Annotated in this window: 18 protein-coding genes and 1 tRNA gene; 9 read left to right on the forward strand and 10 right to left on the reverse strand. The window is 60.6% G+C overall.

Annotation, left to right across the window (positions count from 1 at the left end; genetic code table 11):
* Positions 1-4 precede the first annotated feature (4 nt).
* From BBX50_RS22045 to BBX50_RS22055, 3 genes are read left to right on the forward strand one after another with little or no spacing between them, the layout of a single operon-like run.
* Complete coding sequence (locus BBX50_RS22045) at positions 5-1,567, forward strand: undecaprenyl-phosphate glucose phosphotransferase (protein WP_065777448.1); 1,563 nt, start codon at positions 5-7, stop codon at positions 1,565-1,567.
* Positions 1,564-2,808 carry an O-antigen ligase family protein gene (locus tag BBX50_RS22050; RefSeq protein WP_065777449.1) on the forward strand — a complete coding sequence of 415 codons (1,245 nt, stop codon included), beginning with the start codon at positions 1,564-1,566 and terminating at the stop codon, positions 2,806-2,808. Before BBX50_RS22045 ends, BBX50_RS22050 begins: the two co-directional genes overlap by 4 nt.
* Before the next feature lie 2 nt (positions 2,809-2,810).
* A complete protein-coding gene (locus BBX50_RS22055) occupies positions 2,811-4,004 on the forward strand; it encodes a glycosyltransferase family 4 protein (RefSeq protein WP_065777450.1) in 1,194 nt (397 codons plus the stop codon).
* A 228-nt stretch (positions 4,005-4,232) separates the two neighbouring features.
* Here BBX50_RS22055 and BBX50_RS22060 read toward each other — a convergent pair whose 3' ends face one another.
* On the reverse strand, positions 4,233-4,520 hold the full coding sequence (locus BBX50_RS22060; protein ID WP_065788373.1) for a hypothetical protein: 288 nt from the start codon (positions 4,518-4,520) through the stop codon (positions 4,233-4,235).
* Positions 4,521-5,175: 655 nt separating this feature from the next.
* Here BBX50_RS22060 and BBX50_RS22065 point away from each other — a divergent pair.
* On the forward strand, positions 5,176-5,757 hold the full coding sequence (locus BBX50_RS22065) for a hypothetical protein (RefSeq protein ID WP_065777452.1): 582 nt from the start codon (positions 5,176-5,178) through the stop codon (positions 5,755-5,757).
* A 115-nt stretch (positions 5,758-5,872) separates the two neighbouring features.
* Positions 5,873-6,298, forward strand: a complete 426-nt coding sequence (locus BBX50_RS22070) for a hypothetical protein (RefSeq protein WP_065777453.1) — start codon at positions 5,873-5,875, stop codon at positions 6,296-6,298.
* Positions 6,299-6,333: 35 nt separating this feature from the next.
* Here the strand turns inward: BBX50_RS22070 and BBX50_RS30030 are convergent, their stop codons facing one another.
* Entirely contained in the window at positions 6,334-6,621 is a 288-nt protein-coding gene (locus tag BBX50_RS30030) for a hypothetical protein (RefSeq protein ID WP_139108468.1), read from the reverse strand.
* A 71-nt stretch (positions 6,622-6,692) separates the two neighbouring features.
* Here BBX50_RS30030 and BBX50_RS22075 point away from each other — a divergent pair, with 71 nt between their 5' ends.
* From BBX50_RS22075 to BBX50_RS22085, 3 genes are read left to right on the forward strand one after another with little or no spacing between them, the layout of a single operon-like run.
* Positions 6,693-7,124 carry a DUF968 domain-containing protein gene (locus BBX50_RS22075; protein WP_065777454.1) on the forward strand — a complete coding sequence of 144 codons (432 nt, stop codon included), beginning with the start codon at positions 6,693-6,695 and terminating at the stop codon, positions 7,122-7,124.
* Positions 7,121-7,429, forward strand: coding sequence for a hypothetical protein (locus tag BBX50_RS22080; protein ID WP_065777455.1), 309 nt, complete (start codon positions 7,121-7,123; stop codon positions 7,427-7,429). The genes BBX50_RS22075 and BBX50_RS22080 overlap by 4 nt, the downstream gene beginning before the upstream one ends.
* Positions 7,422-8,015: a hypothetical protein gene (locus BBX50_RS22085; protein WP_065777456.1), complete on the forward strand. Its 594-nt coding sequence runs from the start codon at positions 7,422-7,424 to the stop codon at positions 8,013-8,015. The genes BBX50_RS22080 and BBX50_RS22085 overlap by 8 nt, the downstream gene beginning before the upstream one ends.
* Positions 8,016-8,047: 32 nt before the next feature.
* On the opposite strand, the gene BBX50_RS22090 is transcribed toward BBX50_RS22085, so the two are convergent.
* The 7 genes from BBX50_RS22090 to BBX50_RS22120 form a co-directional block, all read right to left on the reverse strand.
* Positions 8,048-8,124, reverse strand: a tRNA-Pro gene (locus tag BBX50_RS22090).
* Positions 8,125-8,846: 722 nt separating this feature from the next.
* Complete coding sequence (locus tag BBX50_RS22095) at positions 8,847-9,383, reverse strand: MerR family transcriptional regulator (protein ID WP_065777457.1); 537 nt, start codon at positions 9,381-9,383, stop codon at positions 8,847-8,849.
* A 139-nt stretch (positions 9,384-9,522) separates the two neighbouring features.
* Positions 9,523-9,861 carry an integration host factor subunit alpha gene (locus tag BBX50_RS22100; protein ID WP_034803721.1) on the reverse strand — a complete coding sequence of 113 codons (339 nt, stop codon included), beginning with the start codon at positions 9,859-9,861 and terminating at the stop codon, positions 9,523-9,525.
* A 92-nt stretch (positions 9,862-9,953) separates the two neighbouring features.
* Entirely contained in the window at positions 9,954-10,925 is a 972-nt protein-coding gene (locus tag BBX50_RS22105) for a beta-ketoacyl-ACP synthase III (protein WP_065777458.1), read from the reverse strand.
* Between the two features lie 4 nt (positions 10,926-10,929).
* Positions 10,930-11,988, reverse strand: coding sequence for a phosphate acyltransferase PlsX (gene plsX, locus BBX50_RS22110; protein ID WP_065777459.1), 1,059 nt, complete (start codon positions 11,986-11,988; stop codon positions 10,930-10,932).
* Positions 11,989-12,189: 201 nt separating this feature from the next.
* The gene (locus tag BBX50_RS22115; RefSeq protein ID WP_065777460.1) at positions 12,190-12,741 is read right to left on the reverse strand and encodes a DUF177 domain-containing protein; all 552 of its coding nucleotides are present in this window, start codon (positions 12,739-12,741) and stop codon (positions 12,190-12,192) included.
* Between the two features lie 91 nt (positions 12,742-12,832).
* Positions 12,833-13,372, reverse strand: coding sequence for a ubiquinol-cytochrome C chaperone family protein (locus BBX50_RS22120; protein WP_065777461.1), 540 nt, complete (start codon positions 13,370-13,372; stop codon positions 12,833-12,835).
* Between the two features lie 138 nt (positions 13,373-13,510).
* Between BBX50_RS22120 and BBX50_RS22125 the strand changes: the two genes are divergently transcribed.
* A complete protein-coding gene (locus tag BBX50_RS22125; RefSeq protein WP_065777462.1) occupies positions 13,511-14,017 on the forward strand; it encodes an outer membrane protein assembly factor BamE in 507 nt (168 codons plus the stop codon).
* Positions 14,018-14,086: 69 nt separating this feature from the next.
* Here BBX50_RS22125 and BBX50_RS22130 read toward each other — a convergent pair whose 3' ends face one another.
* Positions 14,087-16,222 (reverse strand): sodium-translocating pyrophosphatase, encoded by a 2,136-nt coding sequence (locus BBX50_RS22130; protein ID WP_065777463.1) that lies wholly within the window; start codon positions 16,220-16,222, stop codon positions 14,087-14,089.
* Between the last annotated feature and the right edge of the window lie 43 nt (positions 16,223-16,265).

The following is a 16,265-nucleotide window of genomic DNA, read 5'->3' on the forward strand; positions in this document are numbered from 1 at the left end:
AGCCATGAACAAGTTTGACCGCCCGGGTTCGTTCGACCCCGAAGCTCTTCGCAAGAAGATTTCGGAAATCCGCACCCGTGCACCTGAAGAGCCACCAGGCGACGAGGCCGCCAAGGACCTCAATCCGCTGGCACGACAGATCGCAGGGCAATTCAGCGCCGACACCTATTCGCCCGCGATGATCATGGGGCTGATGCGCCTCTTCGAGTTCAGCGCGCTCTTTGCGATCGGCTACGCCATCAACGCCCTCTACGTCCAACCGGGCTTCGACCAGCTGCCGCTTTATCTCGCGATCCTTTTCGGCGGCTCGGCGCTGGCAGTTGCAGCCATGCAGATCGCCGACACCTACCAGATCCCGGCCCTCCGAGCCTGGCTGCGCGTCATGCCACGCATCCTCGCCTCCTGGGCGGTCGCCTTCGGCGGCATTGCCATCGCGCTGTTCTTTCTGAAGTCCGGCCATCAGTATTCCCGCGTCTGGTTCGGTGGCTGGTTCATCGGCGGCGCGCTGTTTCTGCTCGCCGAGCGCGCCTTCATCGCCTATTCGATCCGTCACTGGGCCCGCAACGGAACAATGGAGCGGCGCGCCGTCGTCGTTGGCGGTGGCCAGCCGGCCAAGGACCTGATCCGCACGCTCGAGGATCAACTGGACAACGATATCCGTATCTGCGGCATATTCGATGATCGCGACGAGCGCCGTTCACCCAATGTCATCGCCGGCTATCCGAAGCTCGGGACCGTCGATGAGCTCGTGGAATTCGCCCGCCTGGCACGGATCGACATGCTGATCATTTCGTTGCCGCTGACGGCGGAGAAGCGCATTTTGCAGCTCCTCAAGAAGCTCTGGATCCTGCCGGTCGATATCCGGCTCGCCGCGCACGCCAACAACCTGCGCTTCCGCCCGCGCAGCTATTCCCATGTCGGCGATGTGCCCATGCTCGACATCTTCGACAAGCCGATTGCTGATTGGGACTCGGTCGCCAAGCGCGGCTTCGACATTTTCTTCAGCCTGGTCGCCCTGGTGCTCCTTTGGCCGATCATGCTTGGTGCGGCCATCGCGGTCAAAGTCACCTCCCCCGGCCCGATCATCTTCAAGCAGAAGCGGCACGGCTTCAACAACGAGACCATCGAAGTCTACAAGTTCCGCTCGATGTACACGCATATGAGCGACCCGTCAGCGCGCAACGCCGTGACCAAGGGCGACCCTCGTGTCACGCCCGTTGGCCGGTTCATCCGCAAGTCCTCGATCGATGAGCTGCCCCAGATTTTCAACGTGCTGAAAGGCGAGCTCTCGCTCGTCGGGCCGCGGCCGCACGCTGTGCTCGCGCAGACCCAGAACCGGACCTATTCCGACGTCGTCGAAGGCTACTTCGCCCGCCACCGCGTCAAGCCCGGTGTCACCGGCTGGGCGCAGATCAATGGCTGGCGCGGCGAGATCGACAACGACGACAAAATTCGTCTGCGCACGGCCTTCGATCTTCACTATATCGAAAACTGGTCGTTGCTCTTCGACCTCAAGATCCTGTTTCTGACGCCGTTTCGGCTTCTCAACACCGAGAACGCCTATTGAGTACCGTTGAGACAGGCCCGTTCACGATCGCTCGCCCCCAGCTTGCGGCGCTCTCGCTGTTAGGCTCCGGATTGGTGGCATTTGCCGTCTTTCTTTCCGGCTTCGTCATCTTCGAGCCCGCCCCCTATGAACTGTTTCTGGTCGGACTGATCGGCCTATGGGCGCTCTTCGGCCTGAAGATTTCACGGAGCATCGCCCCCCTGCTCACGCTTCTGACGCTGTTCATGGTCGGCGGGATCCTATCTTTGACCGTGATGGTCGACCTGACCAAGGGGCCGATGTACATGGCGGTCTCAGGCTTTCTGGCGCTGTCGTCGGTGTTTTATGCCGCCATCATCGAGGACCGCCACGAGCGGCTGCGGCTGATCTTCAATGCCTGGGTGGCGGCCGCCGTGATCACCGCGCTGCTCGGCATTCTCGGCTATTTCGGCGCCGTGCCGGGCGCTGAGAATTTTACACTCTATGGCCGCGCCAAAGGCGCGTTTCAGGATCCCAACGTCTTCGGACCGTTTCTTTCGGTGCCGGCGATGTATCTGATCCACGGCATCCTCACGCAGCCGATCCAGAAAGCGCCGCTGAAAATCGCCGCGCTCATGGTTTTGGCGCTCGCTGTCTTCCTGTCGTTTTCCCGCGCCGCCTGGGCGCTCAATCTCTTCTGTGTCGTTGCTTTCGTCTTCGTCATGCTGCTCAAGGAGCGAAAAGGCCTGTTCCGCCTGAGGATCCTCGTGCTAGCGCTGGTCGCTGGGCTGATGATCGTCGGCGCCCTTCTCGTTGCCCTCCAATCCGAACAGGTGGCAACGCTCTTTTCCAGCCGCTCGCAGCTGGTGCAGGACTATGACGGCGGCCATCTCGGTCGTTTCGACCGTCATCGGCTAGGTTTCCTGATGTCGATGGAAAAGCCGCTTGGCATCGGCCCGATGGTCTTCAGCACCATTTTCCCCGAGGACGAGCACAATGTCTGGCTGAAGTCGCTGACCTCCTATGGCTGGCTCGGCTTCGTCAGCTACGTGACGCTCATCATCTGGACGCTCTCGCTCGGCTTCCGCTTCCTGCTGCTTAACCGCCCCTGGCAGACCTACCTGATGATTGCCTGGGTCGCCGTTCTCGGCCATGTCGGGGTCGGCAACGTCATCGACACCGACCATTGGCGCCACTTCTATCTGCTTCTCGGCATCATCTGGGGATGCGCCGCCCTCGAATACCGCCATCGCCGCAATGCGCGCGCCGGTTGGAGCTCCTGATCATGGAACATCTCGTTCCCAGCCGGGCGCTGGCCCCATCCTTGAGCCTCCTGCAGGTGCTGGAGCCAAGCGGCGGCGGTTCAGGCCGGCATTTCCTCGATCTCTGCCGCGGCATGCATACGCGCGGCCACCACGTGGAAGCCGTCTATTCGCCGGTGCGCGCCGAGGACGGCTTCGTGCGCGAGCTGAAAGCAATCGGCCTGCCGGCCGTCCATGCCGTCAACATGAAGCGCGCACCCGGGCCGTCGGATATCGGCTGCTTTTTCGAACTCAGCCGCATCATCAGCGGCAACCGCTTCGACATCATTCACGGCCACAGTTCCAAGGCCGGCGCCCTGACGCGGATGCGGCTTCCCGGCCCTCATGTCCCGCGTCTCTACACGCCGCATGCCTTTCGCACGCTCGACCCGACACTCGGTCGCGGCGGCAGGCTCATCTACGGCACGATCGAGTGGGGCCTCGCCCGCTTCCTCACCGACCATCTGATCTGTGTTTCCGAGGACGAGCACCGCCATGCCCTCTCGCTGCACATGCCTGAGGGCCGGATGTCAGTGATCGTCAATGGCGTTGCCCCACCTTCTTCAGACATGGCCCAGACGATGCGCGCCAGCTTCGGTATTGCGCCGGATGCCTTCGTCTTTGGCTTCATCGGGCGGCTTTCTGCCCAGAAGGCACCGGAACGGCTGATCGCCGCGTTCAAGAGCGCCGCCGCCTCAGTGAAGAACAGCCATCTGGTGATGGTCGGCAGCGGCGAACGCGACGGCAGCCTGCGCGCGGCCATCGCTGAAAGCGGACTGCAGAACCGCATGCACCTGACCTCAGCCTTCACCGGCCCGCAAGCGGTCCCCGCCTTCGACCTCCTCTTGATGCCGAGCCGGTACGAAGCCATGTCCTATGTCATGCTGGAAGGTGCCGCGGCAGGAAAGCCGATCATCGCCACCGATATCGGTGGCGCCCGCACGGTCATCGAGGACGGACACAACGGCTTCATTCTGCCCAACAGCGATGACACCTCCCTCCTTGCCAAAACCATGATCAGGGCTGCTGAACCTGCGACGTTCAAGGCGCTGTCCACCGCGGCCGAGGCTCTCAAGCAGCGCTTCACACTCGATGTCATGCTCGGTCAAACCGAGGCGCTCTATCGGAAGGTTTCGAAGAAGAAACAGGCTGAAGCCATCCTCCAGCCAGCCGAGTAGTGCCGCTCAATTGGCGACTCAACGCCTGGGCTCCTCACCCGAGAGCGCAGCGCATGAATGCGGTTTGCATGCTCCTGCCCACCTTCAGCCATCCTGCAGACCTTTGGCAGATCGGGCATTGCTATGTGGCCTCAGGACAATCGCCGACAGGAGCCTGGACATGAACGCAAAGACAAAAAAAGAGGTCCTTTGCTGGAGGACCTCTTTTGTTGCGCGTTGCAGGACCGCTTAGGGTGTCGATCCCTCCGCACCTGGCGCACCGGTATCGGGATTTGAACTCGGCGCGCCCGTATCGCCGTTGGCATTTGCGGCGCCCGTGTCAGGGTTGGAGCTCGGCGTACCCGTGTCTGGGTTCGAACTCGGCGTGCCCGTATCGCCAGCAGAGCCCGTCGGCTGGCCCGGAATAAGAACAACGCCGCTGTCGTCGGCATAGGCACTGCCCGAAGCCAATATGACTGGGGTTGCAGCCGCGGCCACGAGCAACGACGCGGCAACAAACTTCGATAGCTTCTTCATTATCTTTTCCTCCTTTGACAGGCAGACGCCCGTCACAGGCCACTCCTTCACTTTCGCAAAGTGCAGCATTCGGCCCGAGCCCGCGTGGAGGATTCCACGGGAACGAGGCATTTTAGCGATATTCGATTCGTGATGTCCGGCCCGGACCGCTGTTGGCCACGGTTGCCACAGAGCCGTGCCGTCTCGCCTTGCATGCGAGGAACCAATCGGGTTTCGGGCTTGGGCGGACTGAAGCGTTCACTTTGAGCAGCGCTTGTTCCGCTTCATCAGAGGGGACGGAACAAGAAGCAGCCACCAACTCTTTACGCAGAAAGAGAAAATGGTCGGAGCGGCGGGATTCAAACCCACGCCCCCTTGACCCCAGGGAAGAATTCTATTTTCCGTAAAGCCTTGCGACGCAGGGCTTTACGCATGGCAATCGATATCAGTTCGGGACTTATTTCGGGACTCGGCGACTCGGTTCCGCATCCGCGTCGCCGCTAAAGATCGCCAGGTTCGCCTTGTCAGCTGCCGCCCATCATTGAGCGAATGTTTGGAAATAACATCATTCGTAGATGCATCGGGGCCGGACGAACAACTGGAAAACCTCTAAGAAACCAAGCATGATTTCATGCAGTGGTAGTCGATCCCAGACCTTATTTTGACTGAGGCGACGATGGAAAGAACCGATCTAATTGAGGGAATGAAGCCGTGCTGCGTCTGTGCGGAACCGATCCGACAGGAAGCTCGTAAGTGCAGCAAGTGCGGTAGCTACCAGGACTGGCGGTCCCGCATTGTCATGGGAGCGACGGTGTTAAGTACGACGCTCGCGCTATTGACGGCGCTGTTGGCGGTCGCCAAGGAATCTGTGCCCGCCATCATTAATGCCTTCAAGGGCGAAGTGTCGTCGCTAGTTTTCTCGTTGCACAAGGACAATGACGACAAACTAACGATACTTGCCACAAACTTTGGGCCGCTGTCAGAAACTGTCAATGGTGGATTGGTATACATATACTCAAGGTACCTATCGGTCTCCCTGAAGGATAACGTGTCAATAATTGTTAAGCCGACGGAATCTGTTGTATTCGATCTATTTCCAGTCAACAAAGAGTTAACCGCTACGCCCGGCGGCAGTAAAGACGATCAGGACTGTAGTATTTCTTTGAAATCAAGCAGCGCCAAGGGAACCGAATTTTGGCAAGAACTCGAAGTTCGCTGCGTTGATATCGAACTTTTCCACTTCGCACTGATACAGTGAACCCCCGACTTACTCTTTCATCTCATAAACCTTATAGTGCTCGTCCATCTCCCGCACGTTTTTAAATGATGGATGACGCCCAGCTTCGCCAACACCCTCTGATGGCGGGCTGACCATGGCGAAGAAGGAGAAGCCCCCGCACATCGAGGTCATCGCGACGCCGCGCGGCCTTCGTGCCCACCCCCAGGATGACGCCGAGAAGATGGCGTCGATCCCCCAGGGCAAGGTTTTCGAGCTCGTACCGGTCTCGCAGCGGTCCAACAAACAGTTGCGCACTTACTGGAAGGCACTCGGCCTCGTCGTCAAAGTCACCGGCAAGTGGGCTTCTCCTGAGAACCTTCACCGCGACATCAAAATGACGCTTGGTTACCGGGAGCAGACCGTAAATCTCCGGACCGGCGGAATCACTCTCGTTCCCGACAGCATCGCTCTCGATCGCATGCCTCATGAGGAGTTCTGCACCTTTATGGCCCAAGCGATGGAACTGCTTGCCGATGCCGTCGGCTTCGATCCCCTCGCATTCCTGCAGGAGGCAGCATGACGGATCGCCCTATCCTTTTCTTCGGTCCCACGCACTTATCGGCTGCTTTTCGGAAGCTCCTCGTCGAAGCGGGTCTTCTGGCGCGCCGGGTCGTCGTCGAGGATTTCCTCCTCGCTATCTTCGGGCAAGGCGTCATCCGGCTCCATATTGGCCTCATCGCGGCTCGGAACGGGCGGTACCCGGCCCTGATCGGCCGGAGGTTTGTCGGCTCCGGACAAGTCTGGCGACGGGATCGGTTCGAAATCCATCTCCGGCGGCCTTGGGCTCGAGATGGGCGTCGGCATCGGTGCGCTGCTGGCTTTTTCGTCTTTAGGTTCGCTCATCATCTGGCTCCTTTCCTTTTGAAAAGTGAACCGGCTGGCGTCGGTAATGTTCCGTATGGGGAGGCTCGTTAGTGGCTTTCCGCATCGCCAACACCTGCCGCCCGGCTCCGACCGCAGCCCGGCGCCCTGCGAAGAAGCCGGCGCATCTGGCCTTCCTGCACCACCTGCCTTGCGCTGTTTCTGGCGTCTACGGCGTCCAAGCGGCTCACGACTCCTACCCGAACGCATGGCACGGAGCCTCCGGCCGCGGCAAAGGGGCCAAGGTTCCGGACCGCTTCGCCCTCCCGCTGTCGCCGGCAGAACACGACCTGCAGCACTCCTGCAAACTCGGGTCTGAGCGCGACTACTGGGCCTCGAAGGGCATCGACCCGCACGACCTCGCGAACGCCCTCTGGGGCGTTTACTGCGACTATGACGAGGCGGAGGCAATCGTTCGCTGCACAGCCATCATCAATCAGCGCCTGGCAGCCGTCGGCGCTCTCCGTTCGAGGGAGGAAGTATGAGAGCCCGCTCTAGCTCGATCCGTCGCGATCAAATCGAATACGGCTTCTGGCTCGTTTTCGGCGACGACGGCAGCATGCGCTTTTCGAGGTCGGAGCCGAAGACAGGCCGCGGCGAACGCGCAATGAAGTGCGGCGCCACTCTTCCGATCGCGCTTTTCCGCACTCCCGAGCTTCGGGCCACCATCGCGATCAGCGAAGGCATCCCGGCATCCTACGAAATCAATGTCGAAGCCGCCGGTGAAGCGCTGCGTCATGCGCTCGGCGTCGATATCGACCTCCAAGTGAAAGGCGCCGGCCATGACTGAGATCAGGAAGGAAATAAACAACATACCGGACGACGTGTTGATGGCAGCCATCGACGCCCTGGACTTGCGCAAGCATCCGCCCGGCACGACGAATGCGGAAATTCTTTCACGCGCCATCATGGCAGACCGCTCCCGCGCTATGGATCCGAAGGCGGAACCGGTGGCATATCTGCGCCCCGGTGAGTATGTCCCCATCCAGAACGCGCCTTTCGGTGCGATGTGGATCTCAGACAAAGACGACCCGCGGGCCTTTCCGGTCTACGCCTCTCCCTCCATTGTCGCGCCGGTGGCTGTGGGGGATGGGGAACGCGATGCAATGCGCCGTCGCATATACGACGACCTAGCCCAGGAAGGCGGCGGGACGTGGGCGACCTATGTCTGCATGGATATCGACGCTCTTGAACGAGCCGCATTTGAAGCAGGCAAGCTCTCCGCCCTCACCCCGGCAGAGAAAGCGGGCGTGACGGATGGGGATGAGCAACCGCCGATCGACCGCATCTGCGTCGAAAACCCGGTCATTGCGTTCCCGAACCCGCGTTTTGAGCGCGATATGTTCCGGTTCTCGCTTCTCTCTGAGTGGCGGTAGCGAGCCAACATCATTGAAAACAAAGGAGAAAATGGTCGGAGCGGCGGGATTCGAACCCACGACCCCTTGACCCCCAGTCAAGTGCGCTACCGGGCTGCGCTACGCTCCGAACCGAGGAAACCCCTATATAACCAACGCTTAGAGCGCAAGCGGGAAAATGCGGAGCGGATCGAAAAAGGAACAAACAGCGTGGAAAAGTGGCGGTCGGAACGAAGGAGCTGGGCGTCCACTCCTTTGCCACACCGCGACTTCAGGCGCATTGCCGCCGCGCTTTCGTCGCCGGCAATGGAACTTTCACCAAGTCTAAATCGCCTCGCTCGAAACACGCTCCCTAACGCAACGTGAGCTTGCCATCACAGGTGATTTGAGGGACAGTTTGTTACTGGCCCTTGAGGCCTGGAGTGTCTCCCTTTCTAGGAGAAAACCATGCCTCTTAAGTCTCTTATGGCACTTGCGGCGATTGCACTTCTTACCTTGTCCGGGTGCGCAACGTCGGGGTCGACGAACACGACCTATGCGCAATGGACCGGTCCCTACCCCGAGCCGGATGTTTCGGCGTCCAGCCCCGGCGGCTTCCGACTTTCCTACTAATGATGGGTCTTTGGCGAACCGGACGCCGGACGGTTCGCCGCGGTTGCTCGCGCCCGATAGGCAGGCGCGCTATCTCAACATGACGGGAACCCGCACGACGGCACCGGAAGGGACGTGACCGTCGCCTCTCTCCCTGCCAACCTCGAACGCCTCATCACCCGTTGAGCGGATCTGGCATCTCCGATTCGTTGCAATGGGTTACTGTTTCAGCCGACCAGGCTGCGATACGCTACTCTCCGATCAGCGAACCTGATCAAGCAGCCGCTTGCATTCCAGGAGATCGTAGAGCGCCTCCTGAAGCAGGGCGCGATCCTCCTTGCCCACCGACGAGGACTTGCCGATCGAGATTTCCGGCACGTCGTCATTGCTGCTGCCGAAGGAGAAAAAGCGGCGACTGGCCGGCGCCTTGGCGCGACCGACGATCTGATCCTCCTCGGAAAGACCGGCCTTCGGCGGCGCAGGCTCCTCGTTGCTGGATGCTGCCAGTGCCTCGACGGTCGCAAGATCGCCGCTCGCTATTGCGGCAACGAACTTGTTGCCGTTGGCCTTCAAGAGTTTCTGCACGCCCTTGATGGTATAGCCGTGATCGTAGAGCAGATGCCGAATCCCCTTCAAGAGATCGACGTCTTCGGGCCGATAATAGCGCCGGCCGCCGCCGCGCTTCATCGGCTTGATCTGCTGGAACCGGGTTTCCCAAAAGCGCAGAACATGCTGCGGCAGATCGAGATCGTCAGCGACCTCGCTGATGGTGCGAAAAGCGTCCGGGCTCTTTTCCATATCATCCCATTCCATGTCATGCGACTCAGCGGTCGATAGCCGCAATGAACCGATATCGTGCCGATGATGGCACGAATCAGCTCGATTTCAACGGCTTATGGATGGGTTTTCAACCACATTTGTGGTTGGTGGCCAGCCCTTACGATACGGGAGATACAGGCTTCTGCTTGGCCCTGCGCCCCAGATGCGCCTTCAGCACGCGCTGCTTCAGCACATTCGACGCCTTGAAGGTCATGACGCGACGCGGCGAGATCGGCACTTCCTCGCCGGTCTTCGGGTTTCGCCCGATGCGCTCGTTCTTGTCGCGAACCTGGAAGGTCGCGAACGAAGACAGCTTCACGCTCTCGCCACGCACGATTGCGTTGCATATTTCGTCAATGACGGTTTCCACCAGCTCGGCAGACTCTGTCCGTGACAGACCCACCTTGCGAAAAACCGATTCAGCCAAGTCCGCCCGCGTTACTGTTTTTCCGCTCATCTTCCCCCACCAATGTCTGGCACGCCGATCAGCGACCGAAGACTATTGCCCTTGTCTTTTGCGGTCAAGCGTCTGTTGCTTAAGCAATTTCTTTACCAGCGGATGAGCACCGAGCCCCAGGTGAAGCCGCCGCCCATGGCCTCGAGCAGAACGAGATCGCCCTTCTTGATGCGCCCGTCGCCCGCTGCCACGTTCAATGCCAGAGGAATGGACGCCGCCGAGGTGTTGCCATGAAGATCTACTGTCACCACAACCTTGTCGAGAGGGATTCCAAGTTTCTTTGCAGAGCCGTCGATGATACGGCGGTTGGCCTGGTGCGGCACCAGCCAATCCAGATCTTCGGCGGTCGTTCCCGTCGCCTCAAAAGCGGCCTCGATCACGTCGGTGATCATGCCGACCGCGTGCTTGAAGACTTCGCGACCCTCCATCTTGAGATGGCCGACCGTGCCCGTGGTCGACGGGCCACCATCGACATAGAGCTTGTCGCGATGCGCGCCGTCGGAGCGCAGCTTTGCTGTCAGGACCCCACGATCGGCATTCGTGCCCTCCCCCTCCTCAGCCTCCAGGATGATGGCACCGGCACCGTCGCCAAACAGCACGCAGGTCGTCCGGTCATTCCAGTCGAGGATGCGCGAAAAGGTCTCGGCGCCGATCACGAGCACGCGCTTTGCGAGCCCGCCGCGGATGTAGGCGTCCGCCGTGGTTACCGCATAGACGAAGCCGGAACAGACGGCCTGCATGTCGAAGGCCGCACCGTGGCGCATGCCGAGCCGGTCCTGGATGTTGACGGCCGTTGCCGGAAACGTGTTGTCCGGCGTCGAGGTCGCCAGGATGATGAGGTCGATATCATCAGGCGTAAGGCCGGCATTGGTTAGCGCGGCACGCGCCGCGCCCTCACCGAGTGACGCGGTCGTTTCGCCCTCGCCGGCGATGTAGCGCTGCCGGATACCAGTACGCTGCACAATCCACTCATCGGACGTGTCGACTTTGGATTCCAGCTCCTGATTGGTTACCACGCGCTTCGGCAAAGCTGCGCCGAAGCCGCGAACGACGGAACGGATCATCTATTCAAACCTCATCATTCATGCCGGCGGAAAGGGCCTGCGGCGGCTCGGCGCCATGGTACTTCGCAAGATCGAACTCGATCTTCGACTTCAGGCCGTTCTTCACCATGTCATAGCCGACATCGATCGCGGCTGCGAAACCTTCGGCGTCCGCACCACCATGGCTCTTGATCACGACGCCATTGAGGCCGAGGAAAACACCGCCATTGACCTTGCGGGGATCCATCTTCTCGCGCAGACGGTCAAACGCACCTTTCGCCAGGATGTAACCGATCTTGGCAAGCAGGGTGCGCGACATCGCCGCGCGCAGATATTCGGCAATCTGGCGCGCCGTGCCTTCGGCGGCCTTCAACGCGATATTGCCGGAAAAACCTTCGGTAACGACGACGTCGACCGTTCCGCGGCCGATGTCATCGCCTTCGACGAAGCCGTAGTAGTCAAAGCCGTCGATGTTGGCTTCGCGGATCAGGCGGCCCGCTTCCTTGACCTCTTCCTGTCCCTTGATCTCCTCGACACCAACGTTGAGGAGACCAACCGTCGGCCGCTCGATTTCGAACAGCGCCCGCGCCATGGCGCCGCCCATCAGCGCGAAATCCATGAGCTGCTGCGCATCCGCGCCGATGGTCGCGCCGACATCTAGCACGATGCTCTCGCCTTTGAGCGTCGGCCAGATGGCAGCGATCGCCGGCCGCTGAATTCCCTGCATCGTGCGCAGGCAGAAGACCGACATGGCCATCAACGCGCCGGTATTGCCGGCAGAGACGACGACGTCGGCCTCCCCGGCATTGATCGCATCGATCGCCTTCCACATGCTCGATTTGCCGCGGCCGCGACGAAGCGCCTGGCTCGGTTTTTCGTCCATTCCGACTGCGATCTCGCAATCGTAGAAAGTGCAGTTGGCCTTAAGCTTCGGATGTTTTTCCAAGGGGGCCGTGCATTGCGATTCGATGCCGAACAGAACGAACTTGATGTCCGGATGACGTTCGAGCGCCCTTGCGGCGCCTGGGATGACGACTTCTGGACCATAGTCGCCGCCCATAACGTCAAGTGAAATTCTGACCACGCGTGTCTTATCCTTTATTTCTGCCACACAACACGTGCCGCCGCGGCGCACTCAATGGGAACGCAATGACGATACATATTGCTCTGACGCTTGAGCCAAGCACGCGGCAGATCGCTTTGGCGGCTCTTTCGGCCGGTTTGGGGCCAAAATACTGCTTTTCCTTTGCGTGACAACCGAATTGTAGGCGAAGCTTTCGCGGCCTCAGTCCTTTTTCCAGTCCTTCAGGACCGCAAACGGGTTCGGCTTCTTGTCATCGGCAGACGTGCTTTCGATGCGCTCGCCGAAAGTCGCGCCCGGTTTGCGTGGATAAGGGTCGATGGCGAGCGCCACCTGCTCGCTGACGACGACGCCAGCGTCGATCGTATCGCCGGTAAACGTGTCGGGAATGTCGGGTCCGGCCGGATCGAGAATCATCTCGCCGCCGTCGTTGCTCGCCTGGCGGGCAAGCCGCGATCCTTCAGGCACGAAAATAGCTTCGACCGGCTCGTCGATATAGGCTTCGACCGGCTCCAGCGTCACGACGCAGCTCTGCACGATGCGGGCCTTGACGTCTCCCTTGATCTTGACGCCATCCTTTTTCCAGCGGGCAATCTGCAGGTCGGCATCAAGCGAAAGAACCTCCTTGATGCTCCAAAGCTCGGCAAGCGCCTTGCGTTCCCGCTCGTTAGCGGAAAGATGCACGCTGACCGCGTTCGCCGAGATGTGGCCTACCCTCACCGGATAGGAGAATGCCGGTTGGCCGTCGTCTTTCATGATTGGGTCCTTCCTCGCGCAGGCTTTCAGGGTGCCCACTCGCGAATGCAGCCGCCGCCCGGGCTTCCGGTGACGGCGTATTTGTCTTCTATTACGCTCCGGCGGACGGAATGTGCAACTGGCCGGCTTCGACGGCCTCCTCCGGGACCTCGACGAGTTGCGCCTCGGCCGCCAGCAGATAGGCTGCAAGCGCCGCCATCGAAGGGGCCGCATCGTCACCGTTCGGGTGGAAGTTGCGCTTCAGCGCCGCAGCAAGGGTCGTAGCATCCTTCAGCTCAAGCGCGGTCGCATAGGATTCGAGTCGCCCGTAAAACATGCCGGCGAGTTTCTTCATCTTCTTCGGCACCCCGGCATCGCCGACGCCGAGTTCACGGATGGAATGGTCGACATCCTCGAAGAAGGCGTCGATGATCTCCTGGGCGATCTCCTGGCCGGGCCTTGCCGAGGCGCGCGTGCGGCGGAAATAGAGGATCAGGGTTGCCGACAGCATCTCGAAACGGCCCATGACCGTATCGGGCACATCGAGGTCGGTGTAGAGATAAGGTTGGCGCGCCGCCGACGTCAGCAGCGCATATTGCCGCTCCACAATCGCGGTATTGCCGTTTTTTCTTTTGAACAGTCCAAAAATCATCACAAAGCTCGGGCTTGGCTTTCTCGAAATGCGCGCAAGCGCCCATCCCGTTGTTGCATGACGGCCGAAGCTGGTTTACCGAAGCAGGCACGAATTGCAATGGCGGATCTGCCATCGTTACTCCAAGGGGAGCTGTCGTTGACGAAGCGGTATTTGAGAAGAAATTTTAAGACCCTTGGCCGCGTGGCGGTCGTTGCTACCATTGCCGGTTTTACCCTCTCCGCCTGCCAGTCCGCCAATGTCGGTGAAGTTCTCCATCAGGGCTACGTGGTTGACCAGGAAACGCTCAATCTCGTTCCGGTCGGCTCCAGCCGCGAACAGGTGCTCCTGTCGCTTGGCACGCCTTCAACGACGGCGACCTTCGACAACGAAGTGTTCTACTACATTTCGCAGACACGCAAGCGCCCTGTCGCCTTCATGAAGCCGAAGCTGATCGACCAGTCGATCCTGGCCGTCTATTTCGACAAGGAAGGCACCGTCAGCCAGCTCGCCCACTACACGATGAAGGACGGCAAGGTCTTCGACATGCTCACCCGCACGACGCCGACAGGCGGCAAGGAAACAAGCTTCCTCGGCCAGCTGCTGTCTGGCCCCGGCGCCGGGCAGGCCGCAGCGCGAAGCCTGTTCAAGGACTTCGGCAACTAAGCGCACCCCATCGCAACAAAAAGGCCCGCGGAATGATGTTCCGCGGGCCTTTTCAGTTTCAGGGCCTGATCAGGCGAGAACTGCCAACAGCAGCAGCGCCACGATGTTGGTGATCTTGATCGCCGGGTTCACCGCCGGTCCTGCTGTGTCCTTATAGGGGTCGCCCACGGTATCGCCGGTAACCGAAGCCTTGTGGGCGTCCGAGCCCTTGAGGTGCCGGTTACCGTTCTTGTCGACGAAGCCGTCCTCGAAGCTCTTCTTGGCATTGTCCCAGGCGCCGCCGCCTGATGTCATCGAGATCGCCACGAAGAGACCATTGACAATGACACCGAGAAGCGATGCGCCAAGCGCTGCAAAGGCCGAAGCCTTCGAGCCCGACAGCAGCAGCACGCCGAAGTAGACAATGATTGGCGCAAGCACCGGCAGCAGCGAGGGCACGACCATCTCGCGGATCGCAGCCTTCGTCAGAAGGTCGACGGCGCGGCCGTAGTCCGGCCGTTCCGTGCCTTCCATAATGCCGGGCTTTTCGCGGAACTGCCGACGGACTTCCTCGACGATCGAGCCGGCTGCCCGGCCGACGGCGGTCATCGCGATGCCGCCGAAGAGGTAGGGGATGAGACCACCAAAGATAAGCCCCGCAACCACATAGGGGTTGGAGAGATCAAAGGAGATCTGGCCGACATCCGCGAAGTACGGATACTTGTCGCCATTGGCGGCAAAGTACCTGAGGTCGTTCGAATACGCCGCGAAAAGCACCAGCGCGCCGAGACCGGCGGAACCGATCGCATAACCCTTGGTGACCGCCTTGGTGGTGTTGCCGACGGCGTCGAGCGCATCGGTCGATTTACGCACTTCCGGCGGCAGATGCGACATCTCCGCGATGCCGCCGGCATTGTCGGTAACGGGCCCGAAGGCGTCCAGCGCCACGATCATGCCGGCAAGGCCGAGCATGGCGGTGACAGCGATGCCGGTGCCGAAGAGGCCGGCGAGCTGGTAGGTGGAAATGATGCCGCCAACGATGACGATCGCCGGCAGCGCCGTCGATTCCAGCGAGACGGCGAGACCCTGGATAACGTTGGTGCCGTGGCCGGTAACCGAAGCCTGGGCGATGGAATTTACCGGCCGCTTGTTGGTGCCGGTATAGTATTCCGTGATCACCACGATCAGGGCCGTGACAACAAGGCCGACTATGCCGCAGATGAACAGGTTCCAGCCGGTGATGTCCTTGCCGTCGACGGTGCCGATCGTGCCCCATCCGATCGTGAAGGACGTGGCTGCGCCGAGACCGAGGACCGACAACACGCCGGTAACGATCAGGCCCTTGTAGAGGGCGCCCATGATCGAATTGTTGGCACCGAGCTTGACGAAAAAGGTGCCGACGATCGAGGTAATGATGCAGGCTGCGCAGATTGCCAGCGGATAGACCATGACCGTGGCGAGCACCGGCGTGCCGGCAAAGAAAATGGAGGCGAGCACCATGGTTGCGACGATGGAGACGGCGTAGGTCTCGAACAGGTCGGCCGCCATGCCGGCGCAATCGCCGACATTGTCGCCGACGTTGTCGGCAATGGTCGCCGGATTGCGCGGGTCATCCTCCGGAATGCCGGCCTCGACTTTGCCGACGAGGTCACCGCCGACGTCCGCGCCCTTGGTGAAGATGCCGCCGCCGAGGCGGGCGAAGATCGAAATCAGCGAAGCGCCGAAGCCGAGCGATACCAGGGCGTCGATGACTTCGCGCGCGGCGGGTTCATGCCCGAGCCCGGCCGTGAGGACGACGTAGTAGACGGAGACGCCAAGCAACGCCAGGCCCGCAACGAGAAGGCCGGTGATCGCGCCGGATTTAAAAGCGATATCGAGGCCGGAGGCAAGGCTGACAGAGGCCGCCTGGGCAGTGCGGACATTTGCCCGAACCGAAACATGCATGCCGATGAAGCCCGCAGCACCCGAAAGGATCGCACCGATCAGAAAGCCGAAAGCAGCGGCGGGAGAAAGAAGAATCCAAGCGGCGATGAATACGACGACGCCGACGATGGCAATGGTCTTGTATTGACGCGTGAGATAGGCCTGCGCCCCTTCACGAATGTAGCCTGCGATTTCTTGCATGCGGGCGTTCCCCTGGTCGGCGGCCAGCACCGACTGTGTTGCCCAGATGGCATAAGCCACCGCGAGCAACCCGCATGCGATAACGCCCAACAAAATGGTCATTTCGCATTACCCTCCGTTACAACCCGCGGACTCACTCCCGGCC

It is taken from the genome of Ensifer sp. LC11, assembly GCF_001695835.1.
Classification (GTDB): Bacteria; Pseudomonadota; Alphaproteobacteria; order Rhizobiales; family Rhizobiaceae; genus Ensifer.

Excerpts from the sequence above, each read along its gene's own strand:
- BBX50_RS22045 (WP_065777448.1), top strand. The coding sequence starts at position 5 with ATGAACAAGTTTGACCGCCCGGGTTCGTTCGACCCCGAAGCTCTTCGC.
- BBX50_RS22055 (WP_065777450.1), top strand. The coding sequence starts at position 2,811 with ATGGAACATCTCGTTCCCAGCCGGGCGCTGGCCCCATCCTTGAGCCTC.
- BBX50_RS22060 (WP_065788373.1), bottom strand. The coding sequence starts at position 4,520 with ATGAAGAAGCTATCGAAGTTTGTTGCCGCGTCGTTGCTCGTGGCCGCG.
- BBX50_RS22065 (WP_065777452.1), top strand. The coding sequence starts at position 5,176 with ATGGAAAGAACCGATCTAATTGAGGGAATGAAGCCGTGCTGCGTCTGT.
- BBX50_RS22070 (WP_065777453.1), top strand. The coding sequence starts at position 5,873 with ATGGCGAAGAAGGAGAAGCCCCCGCACATCGAGGTCATCGCGACGCCG.
- BBX50_RS30030 (WP_139108468.1), bottom strand. The coding sequence starts at position 6,621 with ATGAGCGAACCTAAAGACGAAAAAGCCAGCAGCGCACCGATGCCGACG.
- BBX50_RS22080 (WP_065777455.1), top strand. The coding sequence starts at position 7,121 with ATGAGAGCCCGCTCTAGCTCGATCCGTCGCGATCAAATCGAATACGGC.
- BBX50_RS22085 (WP_065777456.1), top strand. The coding sequence starts at position 7,422 with ATGACTGAGATCAGGAAGGAAATAAACAACATACCGGACGACGTGTTG.
- BBX50_RS22095 (WP_065777457.1), bottom strand. The coding sequence starts at position 9,383 with ATGGAAAAGAGCCCGGACGCTTTTCGCACCATCAGCGAGGTCGCTGAC.
- BBX50_RS22100 (WP_034803721.1), bottom strand. The coding sequence starts at position 9,861 with ATGAGCGGAAAAACAGTAACGCGGGCGGACTTGGCTGAATCGGTTTTT.
- BBX50_RS22105 (WP_065777458.1), bottom strand. The coding sequence starts at position 10,925 with ATGATCCGTTCCGTCGTTCGCGGCTTCGGCGCAGCTTTGCCGAAGCGC.
- BBX50_RS22115 (WP_065777460.1), bottom strand. The coding sequence starts at position 12,741 with ATGAAAGACGACGGCCAACCGGCATTCTCCTATCCGGTGAGGGTAGGC.
- BBX50_RS22120 (WP_065777461.1), bottom strand. The coding sequence starts at position 13,372 with ATGATTTTTGGACTGTTCAAAAGAAAAAACGGCAATACCGCGATTGTG.
- BBX50_RS22130 (WP_065777463.1), bottom strand. The coding sequence starts at position 16,222 with ATGACCATTTTGTTGGGCGTTATCGCATGCGGGTTGCTCGCGGTGGCT.